The organism is Litorivita pollutaquae (genome assembly GCF_003205515.1).
Taxonomy (GTDB): Bacteria; Pseudomonadota; Alphaproteobacteria; order Rhodobacterales; family Rhodobacteraceae; genus Litorivita; species Litorivita pollutaquae.
In genome coordinates this window covers 61696-79245 of record NZ_KZ826485.1, presented here as the reverse complement: position 1 = coordinate 79245, position 17550 = coordinate 61696, and the positions used below count along the sequence as shown (strand labels likewise).

18 protein-coding genes are annotated in these 17550 nt (G+C 57.5%); 14 read left to right on the top strand and 4 right to left on the bottom strand.

What is annotated here, in order from left to right; translation table 11 throughout:
- Window positions 1–201 precede the first annotated feature (201 nt).
- Window positions 202–1017: an IclR family transcriptional regulator gene (locus tag DI396_RS10295; protein WP_110796138.1), complete on the bottom strand. Its 816-nt coding sequence runs from the start codon at window positions 1015–1017 to the stop codon at window positions 202–204.
- A 117-nt stretch (window positions 1018–1134) separates the two neighbouring features.
- Between DI396_RS10295 and DI396_RS10290 the strand changes: the two genes are divergently transcribed.
- From DI396_RS10290 to DI396_RS10225, 14 genes are all read left to right on the top strand, one after another.
- The gene (locus DI396_RS10290; RefSeq protein ID WP_110796137.1) at window positions 1135–2283 is read left to right on the top strand and encodes an acyl-CoA dehydrogenase family protein; all 1149 of its coding nucleotides are present in this window, start codon (window positions 1135–1137) and stop codon (window positions 2281–2283) included.
- 20 nt (window positions 2284–2303) lie between these two features.
- The gene (locus DI396_RS10285; protein ID WP_110796136.1) at window positions 2304–3302 is read left to right on the top strand and encodes an acyl-CoA dehydrogenase family protein; all 999 of its coding nucleotides are present in this window, start codon (window positions 2304–2306) and stop codon (window positions 3300–3302) included.
- Window positions 3299–4501 carry a CaiB/BaiF CoA transferase family protein gene (locus tag DI396_RS10280; protein ID WP_110796135.1) on the top strand — a complete coding sequence of 401 codons (1203 nt, stop codon included), beginning with the start codon at window positions 3299–3301 and terminating at the stop codon, window positions 4499–4501. Before DI396_RS10285 ends, DI396_RS10280 begins: the two co-directional genes overlap by 4 nt.
- The gene (locus DI396_RS10275) at window positions 4501–5274 is read left to right on the top strand and encodes an enoyl-CoA hydratase/isomerase family protein (RefSeq protein ID WP_204362835.1); all 774 of its coding nucleotides are present in this window, start codon (window positions 4501–4503) and stop codon (window positions 5272–5274) included. Before DI396_RS10280 ends, DI396_RS10275 begins: the two co-directional genes overlap by 1 nt.
- A gap of 24 nt (window positions 5275–5298) precedes the next feature.
- Window positions 5299–6318, top strand: a complete 1020-nt coding sequence (locus tag DI396_RS10270) for a TRAP transporter substrate-binding protein (protein WP_110796133.1) — start codon at window positions 5299–5301, stop codon at window positions 6316–6318.
- A 56-nt stretch (window positions 6319–6374) separates the two neighbouring features.
- The gene (locus DI396_RS10265; RefSeq protein ID WP_162617207.1) at window positions 6375–6920 is read left to right on the top strand and encodes a TRAP transporter small permease; all 546 of its coding nucleotides are present in this window, start codon (window positions 6375–6377) and stop codon (window positions 6918–6920) included.
- The gene (locus DI396_RS10260; protein WP_110796131.1) at window positions 6917–8200 is read left to right on the top strand and encodes a TRAP transporter large permease; all 1284 of its coding nucleotides are present in this window, start codon (window positions 6917–6919) and stop codon (window positions 8198–8200) included. The genes DI396_RS10265 and DI396_RS10260 overlap by 4 nt, the downstream gene beginning before the upstream one ends.
- 451 nt (window positions 8201–8651) lie before the next feature.
- Entirely contained in the window at window positions 8652–9617 is a 966-nt protein-coding gene (locus tag DI396_RS10250) for a DnaJ C-terminal domain-containing protein (RefSeq protein ID WP_235851825.1), read from the top strand.
- 4 nt (window positions 9618–9621) lie between these two features.
- Window positions 9622–9966, top strand: a complete 345-nt coding sequence (locus DI396_RS10245; protein ID WP_110796129.1) for a chaperone modulator CbpM — start codon at window positions 9622–9624, stop codon at window positions 9964–9966.
- A 98-nt stretch (window positions 9967–10064) separates the two neighbouring features.
- A complete protein-coding gene (locus tag DI396_RS16735) occupies window positions 10065–10391 on the top strand; it encodes a general stress protein (protein ID WP_235851824.1) in 327 nt (108 codons plus the stop codon).
- Window positions 10376–10639 (top strand): hypothetical protein, encoded by a 264-nt coding sequence (locus DI396_RS16730; RefSeq protein ID WP_235851823.1) that lies wholly within the window; start codon window positions 10376–10378, stop codon window positions 10637–10639. Before DI396_RS16735 ends, DI396_RS16730 begins: the two co-directional genes overlap by 16 nt.
- 38 nt (window positions 10640–10677) lie before the next feature.
- Window positions 10678–11160, top strand: coding sequence for a bacterioferritin (locus DI396_RS10235; protein ID WP_110796128.1), 483 nt, complete (start codon window positions 10678–10680; stop codon window positions 11158–11160).
- 138 nt (window positions 11161–11298) lie between these two features.
- Window positions 11299–11775 (top strand): HdeD family acid-resistance protein, encoded by a 477-nt coding sequence (locus tag DI396_RS10230; RefSeq protein WP_235851838.1) that lies wholly within the window; start codon window positions 11299–11301, stop codon window positions 11773–11775.
- A gap of 103 nt (window positions 11776–11878) precedes the next feature.
- The gene (locus DI396_RS10225) at window positions 11879–12268 is read left to right on the top strand and encodes a carboxymuconolactone decarboxylase family protein (protein ID WP_110796126.1); all 390 of its coding nucleotides are present in this window, start codon (window positions 11879–11881) and stop codon (window positions 12266–12268) included.
- 324 nt (window positions 12269–12592) lie between these two features.
- On the opposite strand, the gene DI396_RS10220 is transcribed toward DI396_RS10225, so the two are convergent.
- The 3 genes from DI396_RS10220 to DI396_RS10210 all read right to left on the bottom strand — a co-directional run bounded on the left by DI396_RS10220 (window position 12593) and on the right by DI396_RS10210 (window position 17474).
- Window positions 12593–13819 carry an acetate/propionate family kinase gene (locus DI396_RS10220; protein ID WP_110796125.1) on the bottom strand — a complete coding sequence of 409 codons (1227 nt, stop codon included), beginning with the start codon at window positions 13817–13819 and terminating at the stop codon, window positions 12593–12595.
- Window positions 13816–15213 carry a bifunctional enoyl-CoA hydratase/phosphate acetyltransferase gene (locus tag DI396_RS10215; protein WP_110796124.1) on the bottom strand — a complete coding sequence of 466 codons (1398 nt, stop codon included), beginning with the start codon at window positions 15211–15213 and terminating at the stop codon, window positions 13816–13818. Before DI396_RS10215 ends, DI396_RS10220 begins: the two co-directional genes overlap by 4 nt.
- A gap of 428 nt (window positions 15214–15641) precedes the next feature.
- Window positions 15642–17474: a PHA/PHB synthase family protein gene (locus tag DI396_RS10210; protein WP_110796123.1), complete on the bottom strand. Its 1833-nt coding sequence runs from the start codon at window positions 17472–17474 to the stop codon at window positions 15642–15644.
- Window positions 17475–17550: the final 76 nt, after the last annotated feature.

Below are 17550 nucleotides of genomic sequence, written 5' to 3'. Positions count from 1 at the left end.
AGACGGGCGGGCGATTTTCACCAAGATTCGGTGCGATTTGCGCTGACCAGTCAGCTTATGCGCAAACGTTGCGCGTGATTTTGATGTCGGGATGGCGACGCTGAATAAATGGATTAGTGCACATATCGTGGCCTTGCGGTATCACCGACTAAGCCCCCATAGATTTGTAGATGCTTATCCTGCATTCTACGCCAAAGGGGTCTATGAAACGTCTTTTGCGCCGGCAACTTGCTCCCTTACCATAGTTAACTTCTCTACAAATTCTGCCTCCCGCTGCTCTAGTGTCGGTAGCAAACTGGCAATGCTAACCGCCAATGGGCGTCCTGCGGTTTCTATTGAATGAGGAAGCGTGACAGCAATCGCGCCAGCGCCGGGAGTCACTTGGCCGCGTGAAAAGGCATACTCGGCGGCCCTTGCGGCGCGGATTGTCTCCAGCGTCTTTTTCAAATCAATCTGCACCTCTGCGATCTCCGAATTCGTGCGCCTGATAATCGCTGAAATTTCTTCATCATCCAAATGACTAAGAAGTATCTGACCCGTTGCCGAAGTCGCCGCCAGACGCCTAGAGCCAATTGGGATATGGTAGCGCAGGTTTCCGGTTGCGGGAATGACATAGATATAATGGCTATAAATCCCGATGCGTGTAGCGACGACCACGGCTTCGCGTGTTTCCTCGGACAGCCAGTTCAGCGCATCAATAAGCCGGCCATCCCGGATTGGACCTTGATCCAACCATGCGCCAAGCAGCGTGACGCGCGGTGTCGGCAGGTAGGTCTTATCCCTTTCATTATAATCCAAATACCCGTGATCTTTCAGACTCCGCAGCAGCATCGACATCGAAGACTGCGGAATATTGAGATCTGTAGCGATCTCTTTCGCGGTCGCATGGCGGCGGTTTAGCAAGAAAAATTCAAAGACATGCAGCGTGCGCAATGCGGATTTGACGGAGGTTTGCGTGTCGAGGGGGCCGGCGTTAGGCGCTGTTTGAAATGGTATGTCCTCTGGTCTTTGCGTCATTCCATGTCTCGCATCATATATATGATTTGTTGTATCGGATATGTGATTTACATTGTCAATGCGCGCGATCCATCGTTACCTCAATCAAACGTCAAGCTCGACCGGGGGGGATCGTAGATGTCAGTGTTCGAATTTCAGTCCGTCGCGCTGCCGAAAGTAGCGGAGATAGAGCGTCTTGAAATCCGCGAGTTTTTACAGCGCGAGATTGCCGAAAAAAGATTCGAGCCCCATCGTTGCTCGTGGAGCTCTTTCGACGCAGGGTTCAGTCAAAGGTTAGGTGCCGCCGGGTTTATCGGCGTAACCTGGCCCGAACAATACGGCGGCCGCGGGGCATCCACATTGACCCGTTTCGCTATCACCGAAGAGCTTCTGGCAGCAGGCGCTCCGTGTGGCGCCCATTGGGCTGCGGACCGGCAGTCCGGCCCCCAGTTGCTTAAATACGGGTCTGATGAGGCAAAAACCAAAATTCTGCCACAGCTTGCAGCGGGAACAAGTTTCTTCGGCATTGGTATGAGCGAGCCAAATTCCGGCTCTGATCTTGCTTCGGTCAAAACCAAAGCCGTCAAAGTCGATGGCGGATATGCGATCACAGGGCAGAAAATCTGGACGAGCAACGCGCACCGCGTGGACTATCTGATTGTCCTCGCGAGAACCGGGGATCGCGGCGAAAGCAGGCACGAGGGCCTGACGCAATTTGTCGTGGATATGACGTCAGACGGGATTTCTCCGCGTGCGATCCATGATCTGGCGGGCAACCATGAATTCAATGAAGTGTTCTTTGATGACTGTTTCGTCCCGGATGACATGATCGTGGGCGAGGTGGGGGAGGGCTGGAATCTGGTGACCGGCGAACTGGCGTTCGAGCGCTCAGGGCCGGACAGGTTCCTATCCGACTATCAGCTGTTTCGTGAGCTGGTCGATCAAGTCGGCCCCACGCCTGATCGTTGCGCTTCGATTGAAATCGGCGCAATGGTCAGCAGGCTTGCAAGTTTGCGCAAAATGTCCGCGTCGATTGCCGGAATGCTGGATCAAGGCGCGCAACCCGCCGTTCAGGCCGCGATGGTTAAAGAGCTCGGCACCGCTTTCGAACGCTCGGTTCCCGAAATCGTCCGCAAGCTGGTGCCGGTGGAGCCAAGTCAAATCGCGCACGATGATTTCGCCGAAGCGATGGCGGACACGGTCCTGCGCGCGCCCTCCTTCACGCTACGCGGCGGCACGCGTGAAATCCTCAAAAGCATGATCGCACGCGGGCTCGGGTTGCGTTGAAACTATCTGGAGACGTAGAGATGAAGGAAAACTTCGGAGAGGTCATACAGGGGCAATTCGAAAAACTTCTTGAGACGCACGTTGATCGCGATCTGCTTGAAAAAGCCGATGGTCAGAGCATGTTTCGCGATCTCTGGGCGGTTGTTGAAAAGTCCGGATTTTGTCTTGCTCTGGTGTCAGAGTCCAATGGCGGCATTGGATTGAATCCGGTTCTCGCATTCCAACTGATCACCGCAGCCAGCTATTTTGGGCTACCCTTGCCTTTTGGCGAAACGATGGTGGTTTCCGGGGCGTTGAATACGCCCTTGGCCGGTCCCGCGACGCTCTCCGGCGGTGCGGGCGGAAAACACCCTAAGGTGGCCTACGGCGCAGACGCCGATCATGTGCTTGTTGCGCGGGATGGCAAGTGGCTGCTGGCCCCCGCCTCTTCCATCACATCGCAGCGCGGGAACAATCTGGCAGGGGAGCCTCGCGATGCGCTTTTGGTGGCAAATGGCGCGCCACATGATCCGGCCCCTTGGCTCGAGGATGGAAATCTCGACAGCCTCGGTGCCTTGGTGCGCGCTGCCCAAATGCGCGGCGCAATGCAACGCGCCCTTGAGATGTCGATTGCCTACGCACGGGATCGCGAGCAGTTCGGCCGGCCAATTTCCAAATTTCAGGCGGTGCAGCATATGCTTGCTGACGCCGCAGGCGAACTTGCCGCAGCAGGTGCTCTTGTGGACAATGCCGCTGAAGCTTGGGGTGGGCCTGACTTCACCATCTGTGCCGCACTTGCGAAATCGCGTACAGGAGAGGCCGCAGGAAAACTAAGCGAGATCGCGCATCAGGTTCACGGCGCCATTGGCTTTACTAAAGAACACGATCTCAATTTCTTTTCGCGGCGACTGTGGTCTTGGCGAGACGAATTCGGCAGCGATGCCGTCTGGCAGGAATACATCGGCCGCAAGGTGTGTCGGGACGGCGGCGCGGCCCTTTGGGACAGGATTATTTCCGTGACCCAAGGAGCTGTTGCATGACCAATACGTCCAATCCGGGCCCTTTAAGCGGTGTGCGCGTGATCGATTTGACCAATGTGATCATGGGGCCATTCGCGACCCATATTCTTGCAGATATGGGGGCAGATGTTGTCAAAATTGAAAGTGCTGATGGAGACAGCGTACGCGGATTTCCTCCTGCGCGGTCCGAGGATATGTCAGGGGCTTTCCTGCATCTCAACCGCAACAAAAGATCAATCGTTCTGGATTTAAAATCCGCTGACGGGCGTGCGGCGTTGGACCGGCTTCTTGAGGGTGCCGATGTGTTTGTACATGCGTTGCGGCCCAAGGCGATCGCGCGATTGGGTTATGCATCCGAACGGGTCAGAAGCCTGAACCCCGACATTATCTATTGTGGCGCATACGGGTTTTCCGTGGATGGGCCTTATGCTGACAAAGCCGCCTATGACGATATTATACAGGCGGGTTCCGGTATCGCCTCGATCTCGTCGCGGCTCAGCGCAAATGGTGAACCCGCGTTCCTGCCGACTGTCCTTTGCGACAAATTGGGGGGGCAGGCAATCGCCTATGGCATCTTGGCGGCCCTCTTCGCGCGTGAAAAAGGCGCGGGTGGACAAGACATCGAAGTCCCGATGTTCGAAACCTCAATCGAGTTTATGATGATTGAACATATGGCCGGATCTATGTTCGAGCCGAGCCTCGGGAAACCCGGATATTCACGAATGCTCAGTAAAACCCGCAAACCGTTCCGCACCTCGGATGGTCATTGCTGTATCCTGCCGTACAGCGATCAGAATTGGCGGGATTTCTATGATTTTGTCGGTTGCCCCGAATTGGCCACCAATCCGAAGTACAGCACGCTGAGCACCCGCGTGCAAAATATCGACGACCTTTATGCTATGATCGAACATCACGCCTGTGCGCATAGCACCGCCGAGTGGGTGTCGTTTTGCGATACCCATAGCATCCCGTGTATGCCGGTTTTGTCCTTCGAAGACATCGTGGAGGATCCCCACGTCAAAGCCGTGAACTTGTTTCAGGGCGCTACGCATCCGACGGAAGGCCGCTACAAGGTTATTCGCAGCCCCGTCAAATTCAGCGGATCGGAGTTTTCGGTCAGGCGGCACGCCCCCAAACTTGGCCAGCATACCAATGAGATACTGACCGAAATCGGAATGGGGCCGGTCATTGATCCCGCCCGTGCAGCGGAGAAAAGCTGATGCAAGAAGATCTAACATTCACCATTGATGAGGACGGGATCGCGCGGATCACCTTGAACCGTCCCGAGCGCCGGAATGCTTTTACCTTTGACATGATCGCCGCGTGGCACGCTGCGTTAGAGGATTCAAAGAAAAACCCGAAGGTTAAGGTCGTGGTGATTACCGGCGCGGGCGACGCGTTCTGCGCGGGCGGCGATATTGTCGAAATGATGGACCGGATGGACCAGACAGCGGCCCAGCGCAAAGCCGAACTGTTTGATCGCGTTCAACGCATCCCTCTTGCATTGGAAGACATGGACAAACCCGTCATTGCCGCGATGAACGGTGCTGCCGCTGGCGCCGGTCTCGATCTGGCTCTGATGTGCGACCTGCGTATTGCGGCGCGCTCTGCCACGTTTGGCGAAACCTACACCAAAGTCGGCATCGTGCCCGGTGCAGGCGGGGCATGGTTCTTGCCACGGTTGGTTGGCACAGCCAAGGCGCTTGAGCTTTTCTGGACTGCTGAATTTCTGTCCGCCGAACAGGCCGAAGATATCGGCATGGTCAACCGAGTCGTCGATGATGCGGATTTGATGGATGTGACCGATGCGTTGGCCCGTAAGATTGCTGCATCCCCACAACAATCCGTCCGCATGATAAAACGCGCCGTGCTCGCGGGGATGAGGAGTGACCTGCGGACCCATCTGGATATGATCTCATCCCATTATGCCATCGTGACATTGGGAGAAGACCATCGAGAGGCTGTCGCGCGCTTCGTTGAAAGGCGAGAGTGACAGAAAACAACTAGGGAGAGAGAAATGAAAAGAACTGGAATAATTGCAGGATTGGTCGCGTTGGCCCTTCCTATGATCGCAAGCTCGGCCGTCGCACAGGAGTTTACCCTGCGCGTTGCCGACAGTTTCCCAACAACACACCAGTATTCAAAAAACACTCAGGATTGGTTGGACTTGGTGGAAGAAAAAACCAATGGGCGCATCGCGTTCAAATACTTCCCTGCCGAACAACTGGCGAAATCGGCGGACTTGCTGGACGCGGCACAAAATGGACTTGCCGATATCGTTTATGCGCCGCCGCTTTATTTGTCCGACCGCCTGCCGTTGTCGACAGTGATCGCGTTGCCCTTGATAGGCAATATCACAGACCAACAAGCGCTCAATGATGCGTTTAACGAACTTGTTTTAAGCGAGCTTAACGACATTGAAATTCTGCCGCTGGGCGTTCGGGCCATTCGATCGTTGGTGACCGCCCCGTATCAAGTGATGAGCCGGGGCGATAAATTGGAGACAGTCGAACAACTTGAGGGCATCAAGTTGCGTTCTTCCGGCGGGGTACAGGAACGCAGTGTCGAAGCGCTTGGCGCGGTGCCTGTCGCGATCCCCGCACCCGATTTGTACCCGGCTTTGCAGCGCGGTACCGTGGACGGAACCCTTTTCAACCTTCCGACGGCGGCTGGCTATAAATTGCAAGAGCAAATCAAATACGCCACGGACAATATGAACCTTGGCCTTTTTCCCGCGCTTTACGTGATCAATGAGGATGTTTGGAACACGCTGCCGGAAGACATCCAGACCGCGCTTGTCGAAGCGGCCAGAGAAGTCATCCCTGCGGTTGTACAAGCCGACAAAGACCGGATTTCCGAATTCACCAAGGGCCTCGAAGACAACGGTGGTGGGGTGTACCAGATTGAACAGGCGCAGTTGCAGCAATGGAACAGCAAGCTGAGCGAAGTGCGCCAGGCATGGGTCGATAGCCTTGAGAAGCAAGGCAAGCCGGCACAGGCAATCTTGGACCGTTGGTCTGATCTGGCTACCAAATAATGAACACTGCCCGGTCATCCGTGACCGGGCATTTTTGTGGCGGGTGGAGAATAGAAATGAAGACCATAAAGCGTTTCCTTGCGGCTTTTGAAAATGTTCTGCTCATTCTAGGCGGCTTGGCCTTGTTCATACTTATGGTCCTCGTGGCCGGAGATGCAGGCGGACGGTATTTTCTGAACGCTCCTATTTCCGGCGTCTATGAAATCAGCGAATTTTACCTGATGGTGTCGATTGTGTTCTTAAGTCTGGCCCATACCCAGAGGAAGCGTGCGCATGTGCGGGTTGAATTTGTGCTCGACCGATTGCCAATCTCGGTGGCGCGCATTCTCGAATTTACCTATCTGATGTCGGCCGCCATCATTTTCGCTCTGGTTGCCTATGTTGCGGCAAAGAACGGTTGGAAGAATATCACCTTGAATCGCTGGACAACCGGTGTGGTCGCAATCCCGACCGGCCCCTCGTGGCTCATCGTGGCGCTGGGGACAGCGGTTTTCACCGTGAGGCTCTGCGTGGATGCGATCGATACGTTACTGGCCCCGCGCAACGGGGAGGATGACGGGGGCGGCGCCACGACACATTCCGCCATCGGGGGTGATACATGATTGCCCTCATCATCATGTTGCTGTTGGTTGTGCTGATTGTCATCGGGATGCCAATTGCGTTTTCTTTGATCCTATGCGGCGCCGTCGGCTTATATATCGAAGCCGGTTCGGGGGCGATGCTGGGCGTTCTTCAAACGACGCCCTATCGCACCGCCGCCAGTTTTTTACTTTCAACCGTCCCGCTCTTTATATTGATGGCCGAACTTCTGGCGCGCGGCTCCGTCGTGCGAGATCTCTATCGCGCCTGCTATTTGTGGATGGGTCACATTCGCGGTGGTCTTGCGCTGGCAGCCATCGCAGCAAGTGTCGGGTTTGCGGTGCTCTCTGGTTCGTCCACGGCGGCGGCGGCCGCAATGTCGCGCATTTCCATGCCCGAAATGCGCCGATACGGCTACAGTGATCGCTTCGCGCTTGGCGTCATTGCTATTGGCGGCACGCTGTCGATTATGATCCCGCCCAGCCTGCCGTTGATCTTATATGGCGTGCTCACGGAAACCTCGATCGGGCGCTTGTTTTTGGCCGGTGTTCTTCCGGGCTTGCTCACCGCTGGGGTCTATGTCGTTACCATCATCATTCAGGTGCGCCGCAATCCCGACATTGCCCCTCCGACCGAACGCCACGCATGGTCCGAGCGCTGGGAAAGCTTGCCAAAAACATGGCCGGCATTGGCTTTGGTCATGCTTGTATTGGGGGGGATATATTCGGGGGCCATCACGGCGACCGAAGCTGCCGCCGTCGGTGCCACAGGCGCCATGGTCATTTCAATTGCTGTCGGGGGCTTGCGCTGGAACGGTTTTGTCGAAGCCTTCCGTGCCACGCTTGGCTCTACATCAATGATTTTTGCCATCGTGATCGGCGCCATGGTGTTCAGCTACTTCTTGGCAATCACCGAAGTGCCGCAGACTTTGATATTGTGGGTCTCTGAACTTCCGCTGCCCAATTGGGGGATCCTGATTATCATCATCCTGCTGTATCTGGTGCTTGGATTTTTCATCGACCAGATCGCGATCATAATCCTCACGCTTCCCCTTATTTTTCCTCTGGTGATGTCGCTTGGATATGATCCGATCTGGTTCGGGATCATTGTCACTAAAACCGCCGAGATGGGTTTGGTATCGCCCCCCCTTGGGATGAATGTGTTCGTGGCCTGCGGCGCAACAAACACCAAAGTCGAGGATGGTTTTCGAGGCGTCACCCCGTTCTTGTTTGGGGATGCCTTGCTCATCATACTTCTTATCGTGTTCCCCGGTATTGTGACGTATCTGCCATCGCTCATGTAGGGGGGTGGGATATAGGGCCGGCGTCACTTTCTCTGTTGGCTGTGTCCCGGTTTCGGCCTGGGCCCGCCAGGTCGCCTTATCACTTTGCGCGCTGGCGGCGATCCGCGAATTGCGTTTCGTCAATCCTGCCGTGCGGCAAACGTGGCATCCAACCACAAAGGGAGGTGCCAAAATGCCTGCGCACGATCTCAAAGCCACATGTGATGCTTTCGATCCGCATAGTCGCAAGGCTGAAATGCGCCTGAAAGATAAAGTCCTGTTCGCGGGCGATCCGGCGGGCAAGGACGATTGACGTGCGGCGCTGCGGCCTCGGCGGAGAGGCTGCGCCGGAGCATGGCCCGCCATGTCTGCGATGATCAACACTTTGTGCGCGGGCGCAGGCCGCTTTTGAACTTGGCATGAACGGACGCGGTGCGCCTATGGGTGCCGCACTTGGACCCAAAGGAAATAGATGACCATGGAGTACAAGGATTATTACAAGACGCTCGGGGTTGAGCGCGGCGCTTCTCAGGAGGAGATCAAGCGCGCCTACCGCAAACTGGTGCGCAAATATCATCCTGATGTGAACACCGGCCCCGAAGCTGCCGATGCAGAGCAAAAATTCAAGGACGTCGGCGAGGCCTATGAAGTTCTGCAAGACCCGGAGAAACGCGCGGCTTACGACCAGCTCGGCGCAGATTGGAAAGAAGGCCAAGCGTTCCGGCCGCCCCCCGATTGGGACGAAGGGTTCGAATTCTCTGGCGGCGGATATACCGAAACCGATCCTGACCAATTTGGCGCGTTCTTTGATGAGCTGTTTGCCCGGCGCGGACAGGCGCGGCCTGACATGCGCGGCGGCGGACAGTTTCATGCAGCAGGTCAGGATCACCATGCGAAAATCACCATCGACCTTGATACCGCATACAAAGGCGGGTCGATGGATGTCGGGATGAGAAAACCGGAACGCGACGCCTCCGGTCATGTGGTTCTGGGCGAAAAGACCATTCGGGTGTCCATCCCTAAAGGGGTCTGCGATGGACAACATATCCGTCTGGCGGGGCAGGGATCGCCCGGATTGGGCAAGGGGGCAGCGGGAGACCTATATCTTGAGGTGGCGATCAAACCCACGCCGGGGGTCCGCCTTGAAGGCAGGGATGTGATCATGGAATTGCCCGTCACGCCGTGGGAAGCGGCGCTCGGTGCGCGGGTCGACTACGCCACGCCCGGTGGATCGGTGCAACTGACAGTGCCGAAACATTCACAATCGGGACGAAAACTGCGCCTTAAAGGCCGCGGCATACCGGGCAAACCGCCGGGCGATCTCATTGCGGTGGTCAAAATTGTTATCCCACCGACGGAATCCGAGAAAGCGCGCGAGCTTTACCAACAGATGGCGCGCGAGATGGATTATGATCCGCGCGCGGGACGGAAGGGGTAGGACAATGGCTTCAGACAATGAATTGGTTCCAACAGGAGAAGTGGTCACCACGGTCACGTTGAAAGAGCTCTGCCGGGTCGGCGGGTGCTCTGCGGATTGGGTGGTCGAATTGGTCGACGAGGGCATTCTGGAGCCATATGGGCCCGGCCCCGCGCAGTGGCGGTTCTACGGTTCAAGTATCGCCGTGGTGCATCGTGTCCGGCGGCTTCAAAAGGATTTGTCGCTCAACCTCGCCGGGGTCGCCGTTGTTCTGGTGCTGGTTGAGGAAAACGCCGACCTCAAGCGGCGTCTGGCGCATCTCGACCACGAGGTTACGCTTCCGATCTGGCAATCGGGGCCAGACCGTTAGCGCAGATGGCTCTTTGCCGCCATGTTCAACGATTGATCAATGTCAATCACCGCGTCACGCGGCGGGCTAGACAGCGATAACAGCGCAGGAGGCCGGATATGACCATCGCACAAGATGCCCACCACAGCACATATATCAATGTTCCCGAAGCCGTCGGTGTATTCGACAGTTTCGAGACCCTGCAGCAGGCGATTTATGATCTGCGCATGTCCGGGTTCAGCCGCGCCGACATCAGCCTGCTCGGTAGCAAAGAGGCCATGCGGGAGAAACTCGGCTCGGCCTATTGGCGTGCCGAAGATTTGCAAGATAACCCGGATGCTCCGCGCGCCGCTTTTGTTTCTGAGGAAGCCATCGGCGAATTGGAAGGCGCGATTTCTGGCGGTTTCTTCTTTTTGGGACTTACATCGCCATGGCGGCCATGCTGACACCGGTGTCGACGCTGGCCGCCTCGATCGCAGCGATTGCGATCGGAGGTGGACCGGCTGCGGTGGTTGGAACGCTTCTGGCGCGGCGTGTCGGTCAGCACCACAAAGACTATTATGCCGATCAAATCCGCAATGGCGGCATCCTGCTTTGGGTGAGAACCGTCGATAAGGCCAAGGAGGAACTGGCCGTGAAGATCCTTAAGGGCCATTCCGGTCGAGATGTTCACCTGCACAGTTGGAGTGAATAGCCATTCGAGGGCGGCACCAAACCTAAAAGGGAAAAGCCATGAACGACAAAAGCAAAACGTTGGAAAATCTGCAAACGGCCCTGTCGATGGAACTGGCGGCTGTGAATCAGTATCTTCTCCATATTCTGACAGCCGAGGACTGGGGGCTGGATAAACTGGCCGAAAAGATGCGTGCCGAGATGCTCGAAGAGCTTGGGCATGCCGAAGAATATGCGCGGCGCATGATGTTCCTTGGGGGTGTTCCGGAAATGAAACCCGCGAAAGTTCCAGCGAAAGCGCAATCCTTGCAGGACATGTTCGAGGTTGATTTGGCCGATGAAAAGGACGCCATCCGTTTCTATTCCCAGGCCGCGCGGGATGCGGATGCGGCCAATGACATCGGAACGCGCGTTCTTTTTGAGCGCACCGCAATGGATGAAGAGGGCCATATGGCTTGGCTGGACCTGCAAGTGTCGCTCCTGCGGCGGATGGGTGAACCAGCTTTCACAGCGCTGCAAATCGGCCCGTCCGAGACAGCTTAGCGCAGCAATGCAACTCCGGCGCTGACCGCGCTGCTTTTCAAGGAGGCCAAGATCGAAATGGCATCACCTTCCCATACCCCTCCGGCCGAAACCCTTTTGGCCCGAATGAGAAAAATTTGGCTTTGGACTGGCATCGTGATGATCGCCCTCGGAATTGGTGCGCTTTTGATGCCGGTCCTCAGCTCATTGATCATTGGCATTCTGATCGGGTGGCTGATGTTCATCAGCGGTATCATTGCGGTTGCTTCGGCCTTTTCGTTCCGTGGAACGGGTCTTTTTGCTTGGCAACTCATGGGTGGCCTTGTGCCGCTGGTGGCGGGGGCGCTTTTGCTCGTGTTTCCTGCGCAAGGCCTGATTGCTCTGACGGTGCTGGTGGGGATCGTTTTTCTGCTGACAGGTATCGCACAATCCTCCTTCGCATTCTGGGTGCGTCCAAGTCCGAACTGGGGATGGATTCTGGCCTCTGCGGTGATCAGTATCGCATTGGGTGGCTTCGTCCTCATGGCGCTTCCGGAAGCATCTGCGGTGCTTCTCGGGGTCCTGTTCGGCATCGATTTTGTCAGTACCGGCGTTTCCATGGTGTTGATCGCCATAGCCGCGCGCTCGGTCACCTGATCCCAAGGCGCCGGCCGATGTACCGGCCCGAGGCGTGACAGGACGGATATGAGCCCCTGATGCGCTCCGCGCATTGGGCAAGAGCATCACGAAAGGGAAGAGCATGACGCAGAGAAAGGAGTATGACGTGAAAAATTATGCGACGATCGCCAACGAGTATCACTCTGGCTATGCGGATCTGTCGATTGAAATTCCGGACACGACGGCGGCCTTCGGGCGCTTGGTGATGCAGGCGACTGCAGAAGGGGCGCTGTCCACCAAGATGAAGGAATTGATCGCCTTTGCCATCGCGATCTCTGTCCGCTGCGATGGCTGCATTGCGCATCATTCGCAAGCGGTCGCCAAGGCCGGTGCCACGCGGCAGGAAGTGACGGAAATGATCGGGATTGCCATTCTCATGGGCGGCGGGCCGGCCTCTGTCTACGGTGCCGAAGCGTTGCGCGCCTTCGGCGAAGCGACGGGCACCACAGCCACCGCGCCAGCATCAGTCTGAGCAAAGCCACAATGAACTGCGGACACAGTTGGTCGAAAGCCTCTGGCTGGTCGCGACTTTGGTCGGCAGGGGGCGCGGCTTGTTGAGTGTCGTAATGGCGCACGGCTGCACCGCGCCGGCATTGACAGCGATGCGTGACCGCAGCCGATAGAGCCACAGGCTGCAAGGCCGCAGAGGCGGCCAAGATGCCCCCCTTGATGAACCCCGTCTGCGGCCGCAGCGTCGCAACCCGGTTGAGAGCGGATTGTGATAAGCTGAGGTTACCTAGGGCATGTGCACCGATCGCCGCGCCTTGCGGGTGCCGCTTTGACCCGTGATCACAGGTCAACTATCGGGGCTTTCGTGGGGCTGCGGCGTTTGCGCACTCGGCGCATTCATCAGGGTCCGGCAGGCATCTGCAATCACGGCCTCTTCGTTTGTCGGCAAGACAAGGACATCAACGGCAGAGGTTTCCGTGCTGATTTTGATGGCATTCACGTCGTTTGCGCCGGCATCTATCTTGATCCCCAACCATTGCAGCCGGTCACAGATCGCCCGCCGGATACACGAGGAATTTTCGCCAATTCCGGCGGTGAACACGAGGGCATCAAGTCCACCAAGGGCGGGAACAAGACCCGCCAGCGTGCTGGCGGCGCGATAGGCATAGAGGTCAATGGCCTCGCGGGCGGTCGGTGCGTCGCTATCTTCCAAGACCTTCATATTATTGCTGACGCCGGAGACGCCAAGCAGGCCGGAGTTTTTGTAGAGGAGCGTTTCGATCTGTGCGGCATCCATGCCCTTCGATTGCAACAGATACAGCACAACACCCGGATCCAATGCACCGCACCTGCGTCCCATCATAAGACCGTCAAGCGCCGTGAACCCCATGCTTGTTGCGACGCTCTTGCGGTTTTGCATCGCGCACATGCTGGCCCCGTTGCCGAGATGGGCGACAATGACCCGCCCGTCCGCCTTGGCTCCGATCTGTTCGGGCAGCACACGGGCCATATAATCGTAAGACAGACCGTGGAACCCGTATCGAATAACCCCCTCGTCGCTAAGAGCGCGCGGCAGGGCGAACAGCGTCGCCAGCCGGTGTTGCGTGCGATGAAACCCCGTGTCGAAGCACGCGATCTGAGTTAAGTCTGGTCGCCAGTTTGCAACGGCGTGGATCGCCGAAAGATTGTGTGGCTGATGGAGCGGCGCCAGCGGCACGAGCGTTTCGAGCTCGTCCAGAATCGCATCGGTGATGCGGACGGGCTGACCGAAGGTCCGCCCGCCGTGCACAACCCGGTGCCCTACGATCCCGAGCGGTTGCCCTGCAAGTTGCTGCTCGAGCCATTCCAACAAAAGGGCAACCAAATTTTCGTGGCTGGAGGAAGGATCAAGCGCGTCGAGCGGGCCGGCAGGCAAGGCTGTGCCTGTGCGGTCCTGCGCGGTGAAAACCGGTGCCCCCCCGATGCCCGCGATCTTGCCCGTGATGCGGGCTGTTTTGTCAGGATGTTCGGGGGCAAAGACCGCGAACTTTATGCTCGAAGACCCCGCATTCAACGTCAGGATATCGCCGGTCATATCGTGAACTCCGCACCGCGCCGGTGCACGAAAAGCTGTGCCATAGCGGCGGAAGCGAGGCGCGACATCACCCCGTCCGAGCGGCTGGTCAGCACGATCGGTATCCGCGCGCCCAGAACGAGACCAGCGGCATCCGCCCCGGCAAGATGGATCAATTGCTTTGCCAGCATATTGCCGGCTTCAAGGTCCGGCACGATCAAAACGTCGGCGTCGCCGGCGACCTCGGAAACGATGCCTTTGGTTTCGGCCGCCGATTTGGAAATGGCATTATCGAAGGCCAAGGGGCCGTCGAGCATCCCGCCGGTGATCTGCCCGCGCGCCGCCATTTTACAAAGTGCCGCCGCCTCAACGGTTGACGGAATGCTTGGCATCACGGTTTCCACCGCCGACAAAAGAGCGACCTTCGGGCAAGCAATTCCCAGCGCCTGACCCAAGTCGATGGCATTTTGAACGATGTCGCATTTGTCTTCCAGATCCGGAAAAATATTGATCGCGGCATCGCTGATCAGCAACGGTTTTGGATAGGTCGGCACATCGAGGACAAAAACGTGGCTGATGCGTTTTTCGGTGCGCAATCCGGTCTGCCGGTCCACCACGGGCGCGAGCAATTCGTCCGAATGGAGCTTGCCTTTCATCAGCATGCTGACCTCGCCAGAACGTGCAAGCGCTACGGCTTTTTCCGCCGCAGCGTGGCTGTGGGGGACATCGATGATCTCTATGTCGGTCAGCTTGTGGCCGATTTCCTCTGCGGTGGCTTCGATTTTTGCGCGCGGACCGATAAGCACCGGGATGATAATACCCTGCGATCCCGCCTCAAGTGCCCCCCGTAACGAGAGCGCATCGCAGGGATGAACAACCGCTGTGGGCACTGCGGGAAGCGCGGCGGTCGCCTCGATCAGATCCTTAAACCGCGCGCCGCGTTCATGCAGGTGAACCTCCGGCAGGACCGCGCGCGGACGCCGCACTTTGTCGGCCGGGGCGATGACCAAAGCCTCCCCCTGAATCACGGTTTCGCCGCTTTGGTTCAGGCACAGGCAATCGAGGGTGACGTGATGATTTGCGGCGTCCTTGTCGCGGACGGTCACTCGAACCGTAACAGTATCGCCAAGCCCGACCGGATGTAGAAAGCTCATGCTCTGATTGAGATAGATTGTTCCGGGGCCGGGCAGCTCTGTTCCGAGGACCGCCGAAACCAAGGCGCCGCCCCACATGCCGTGTGCGATAACCTTGTGAAAGATATCGGATTTGGCGAAGGCTTCGTCGACATGGGCCGGATTCACATCGCCGGACATCACGGCGAAAAGCTCGATGTCCTGAGCGGTCAGCTTGCGTGTCAGTTCCGCACTGTCACCGATTTGAAGCTCGTCGAAGGTTTTGTTTTCTATGAATTGCATGAGGGGTGTCCAGTTTTTGCGGGGGTTTCAGACCCCTGAAAGCGCGGGATCAGCGTCGGATAACCTATCCTTGAATGTTTCGGCGAGGGTTTCAACCGGTCGGAATGCGGCAACCGCGCGCAATGCGGCAAGGGCAGAGGATTTGCCTTTGATATGTGCGGCCTTCTGGCGGTCTGACTTGAAATCTGCATCGCGCTCGCTGTGTGTTGAATTTCCACGCCACGCCTCGTCTTGCCCGTGGTGGCTGCGGCGAGCTGCGGTTCAGGCGCGTTTTCCCGACCACCGCAGAAAACGGGCCTCCAGCGGCGCGGGCGACAAAACGCCTTGGCACCCATCGCCGGCGGCCTCTCGCGTGCTGGCGCATGGGCGCTGGGCATTGCCTTGGTCCACCCGCAGGCACCTGTCCCGGGAGTGTCATTCATCGGCTCTCATTTTTGAAACACGTAGGTGCCGGGCGCATCGCAGAGCGGGGGATATCCGGCGTCGCGCGCCCCGAGGGGCGGGGGCGATGTGGGCGCGCCCGATTGCTTGGCCAGCCAATCGGTCAGTGCTGGCCACCATGATCCGTCGACCGGGGCGGTCTGTGCCATCCAAAGATCCGGACCGATATAGGGCGCATCTTTTGCCTGCGACGCGATCCGGTAATGCCGGTGGGGATGGCCGGGTTCTGATACGATGCCCGCATTATGCCCGCCGCTGGTCAGCACAAATGTGACATCCGTGTCCGAGAGCAGGTTGAATTTATAGACCGAATGCCATGGTGCCACGTGGTCCCGTTCTGTCCCGACCAAGAACACAGGCGCGCGAATATCGGATACGGTCACCGGCCGATCACCGACATGATATCGCCCCTCCGCCAGATCATTGTTCAGATAAAGGCTGCGCAGATATTCGGAATGCATCCGGTAAGGCATCCGCGTCGCATCCGCATTCCACGCCATCAGGTCGATCATCGGGGTGCGTTCCCCCATCAGGTAGTCGTGGATCATATACGACCAAATCAAATCGTTGGAGCGCAAGAGCTGAAACGTTCCGGCCATTTGCGTCGTGTCGAGATAACCCTGATTCCACATCATATCTTCGAGAAAGGTGAGCTGGCTGTCGTTGATAAAAAGCTGCAGCTCCCCGGCTTCGGTGAAATCCGTTTGCGCGGCGAGCAACGTCAGGGTTTTGAGGCGGGTGTCGCCCTCACGCGCCAAGGTGGCCGCCGCAATCGACAGGAGCGTCCCCCCGAGGCAGTAGCCAACGGCGTGCACTTTTTCACGCGCCGTGATGGCCTGCACCGCGTCCAACGCCTCGATGACCCCAAGCGATATGTAATCATCCATACCAAGATCGCGATCCTCGGCATGGGGGTTCATCCATGACACCATGAACACGGTAAAACCCTGATCGGTCAGGAAGCGGACCATCGAATTCGTCTCGCCGAGATCCAGAATATAGTATTTCATGATCCATGCCGGCACGATCAGGATCGGTTCGGGGCGCACTTTGTCGGTCGTCGGGGCGTATTGGATCAACTCGATCAACCGGTTGCGGTAGACGACTTTTCCGGGGGTGGTGGCGAGGTTGCGGCCAACTTCGAAGTCCTCCGCGCCAGCGGGCTTCTGACCGGTGTTCAGCCGCGTCGCGTCTTCAACGAAATTCTGCCAGCCGCGTATAAGGTTCCAGCCGCCTTCACGCAGTGTCTTTTGCAAAATATCCGGGTTGGTCATGAAGGAATTGGACGGAGAAAACACATCAAGCATCTGGCGCGCGGCGAACTCCACCACGTTCTCGTGCTGCTTGGTCATACCTGCGATGCCGGTCGTCGCATTGTGCCACCATTGCTGGTTCAGCAAAAAGCCTTGGTGAATGACGTTGTAAGGCCATTGGGTCCACGCCTCGCTGCGGAACCTTTTGTCCTGCGGCAATGGATCGATACAGGTTCGCGGCGCATCCGCAACGGTGGCGCAGGTGGCCGCGTAGCGGGCCAATTTCGTGGTTTTCTTGGCCGCTTTTTCGAGAAGCTGGAGTTGCTTGCCGGGAGCCGAGGCAAGGTGCAGTGCCCAATCCGAATAAGCTGCGGCCAGCGCAATGGGTGATAGTCCTGCCGTTGACTTCGCGATGATGGCTTTGAGGCCTTTGTCCAGAGCCTCTTCCATGGTCGTATGGGCGTGCGGCAGGGGCACACTGCGCGCGGCAGCATTTATTGCGTGCGGCGCATGTTGGGGCGCTGTCGGTGGTGAGGAGGGATCATGTAATGTGGAGACGCGTGCCATGGGTGACCTTTCCGAGAATCCTGAGAGACGCGATGGGCTCGCGTTTTGTTTTCTGTTTATCGTGGCGGGGCTTTCG

What these genes read in the sequence shown, in the direction of transcription:
- DI396_RS10245 (WP_110796129.1), top strand. Translation starts at nt 9,622, where the DNA reads ATGGCTTCAGACAATGAATTGGTTCCAACAGGAGAAGTGGTCACCACG.
- DI396_RS10280 (WP_110796135.1), top strand. Translation starts at nt 3,299, where the DNA reads ATGACCAATACGTCCAATCCGGGCCCTTTAAGCGGTGTGCGCGTGATC.
- DI396_RS10250 (WP_235851825.1), top strand. Translation starts at nt 8,652, where the DNA reads ATGACCATGGAGTACAAGGATTATTACAAGACGCTCGGGGTTGAGCGC.
- DI396_RS10210 (WP_110796123.1), bottom strand. Translation starts at nt 17,474, where the DNA reads ATGGCACGCGTCTCCACATTACATGATCCCTCCTCACCACCGACAGCG.
- DI396_RS10215 (WP_110796124.1), bottom strand. Translation starts at nt 15,213, where the DNA reads ATGCAATTCATAGAAAACAAAACCTTCGACGAGCTTCAAATCGGTGAC.
- DI396_RS10235 (WP_110796128.1), top strand. Translation starts at nt 10,678, where the DNA reads ATGAACGACAAAAGCAAAACGTTGGAAAATCTGCAAACGGCCCTGTCG.
- DI396_RS10295 (WP_110796138.1), bottom strand. Translation starts at nt 1,017, where the DNA reads ATGACGCAAAGACCAGAGGACATACCATTTCAAACAGCGCCTAACGCC.
- DI396_RS10225 (WP_110796126.1), top strand. Translation starts at nt 11,879, where the DNA reads ATGACGCAGAGAAAGGAGTATGACGTGAAAAATTATGCGACGATCGCC.
- DI396_RS16730 (WP_235851823.1), top strand. Translation starts at nt 10,376, where the DNA reads ATGGCGGCCATGCTGACACCGGTGTCGACGCTGGCCGCCTCGATCGCA.
- DI396_RS16735 (WP_235851824.1), top strand. Translation starts at nt 10,065, where the DNA reads ATGACCATCGCACAAGATGCCCACCACAGCACATATATCAATGTTCCC.
- DI396_RS10260 (WP_110796131.1), top strand. Translation starts at nt 6,917, where the DNA reads ATGATTGCCCTCATCATCATGTTGCTGTTGGTTGTGCTGATTGTCATC.
- DI396_RS10220 (WP_110796125.1), bottom strand. Translation starts at nt 13,819, where the DNA reads ATGACCGGCGATATCCTGACGTTGAATGCGGGGTCTTCGAGCATAAAG.
- DI396_RS10285 (WP_110796136.1), top strand. Translation starts at nt 2,304, where the DNA reads ATGAAGGAAAACTTCGGAGAGGTCATACAGGGGCAATTCGAAAAACTT.
- DI396_RS10230 (WP_235851838.1), top strand. Translation starts at nt 11,299, where the DNA reads ATGATCGCCCTCGGAATTGGTGCGCTTTTGATGCCGGTCCTCAGCTCA.
- DI396_RS10275 (WP_204362835.1), top strand. Translation starts at nt 4,501, where the DNA reads ATGCAAGAAGATCTAACATTCACCATTGATGAGGACGGGATCGCGCGG.
- DI396_RS10290 (WP_110796137.1), top strand. Translation starts at nt 1,135, where the DNA reads ATGTCAGTGTTCGAATTTCAGTCCGTCGCGCTGCCGAAAGTAGCGGAG.
- DI396_RS10270 (WP_110796133.1), top strand. Translation starts at nt 5,299, where the DNA reads ATGAAAAGAACTGGAATAATTGCAGGATTGGTCGCGTTGGCCCTTCCT.
- DI396_RS10265 (WP_162617207.1), top strand. Translation starts at nt 6,375, where the DNA reads ATGAAGACCATAAAGCGTTTCCTTGCGGCTTTTGAAAATGTTCTGCTC.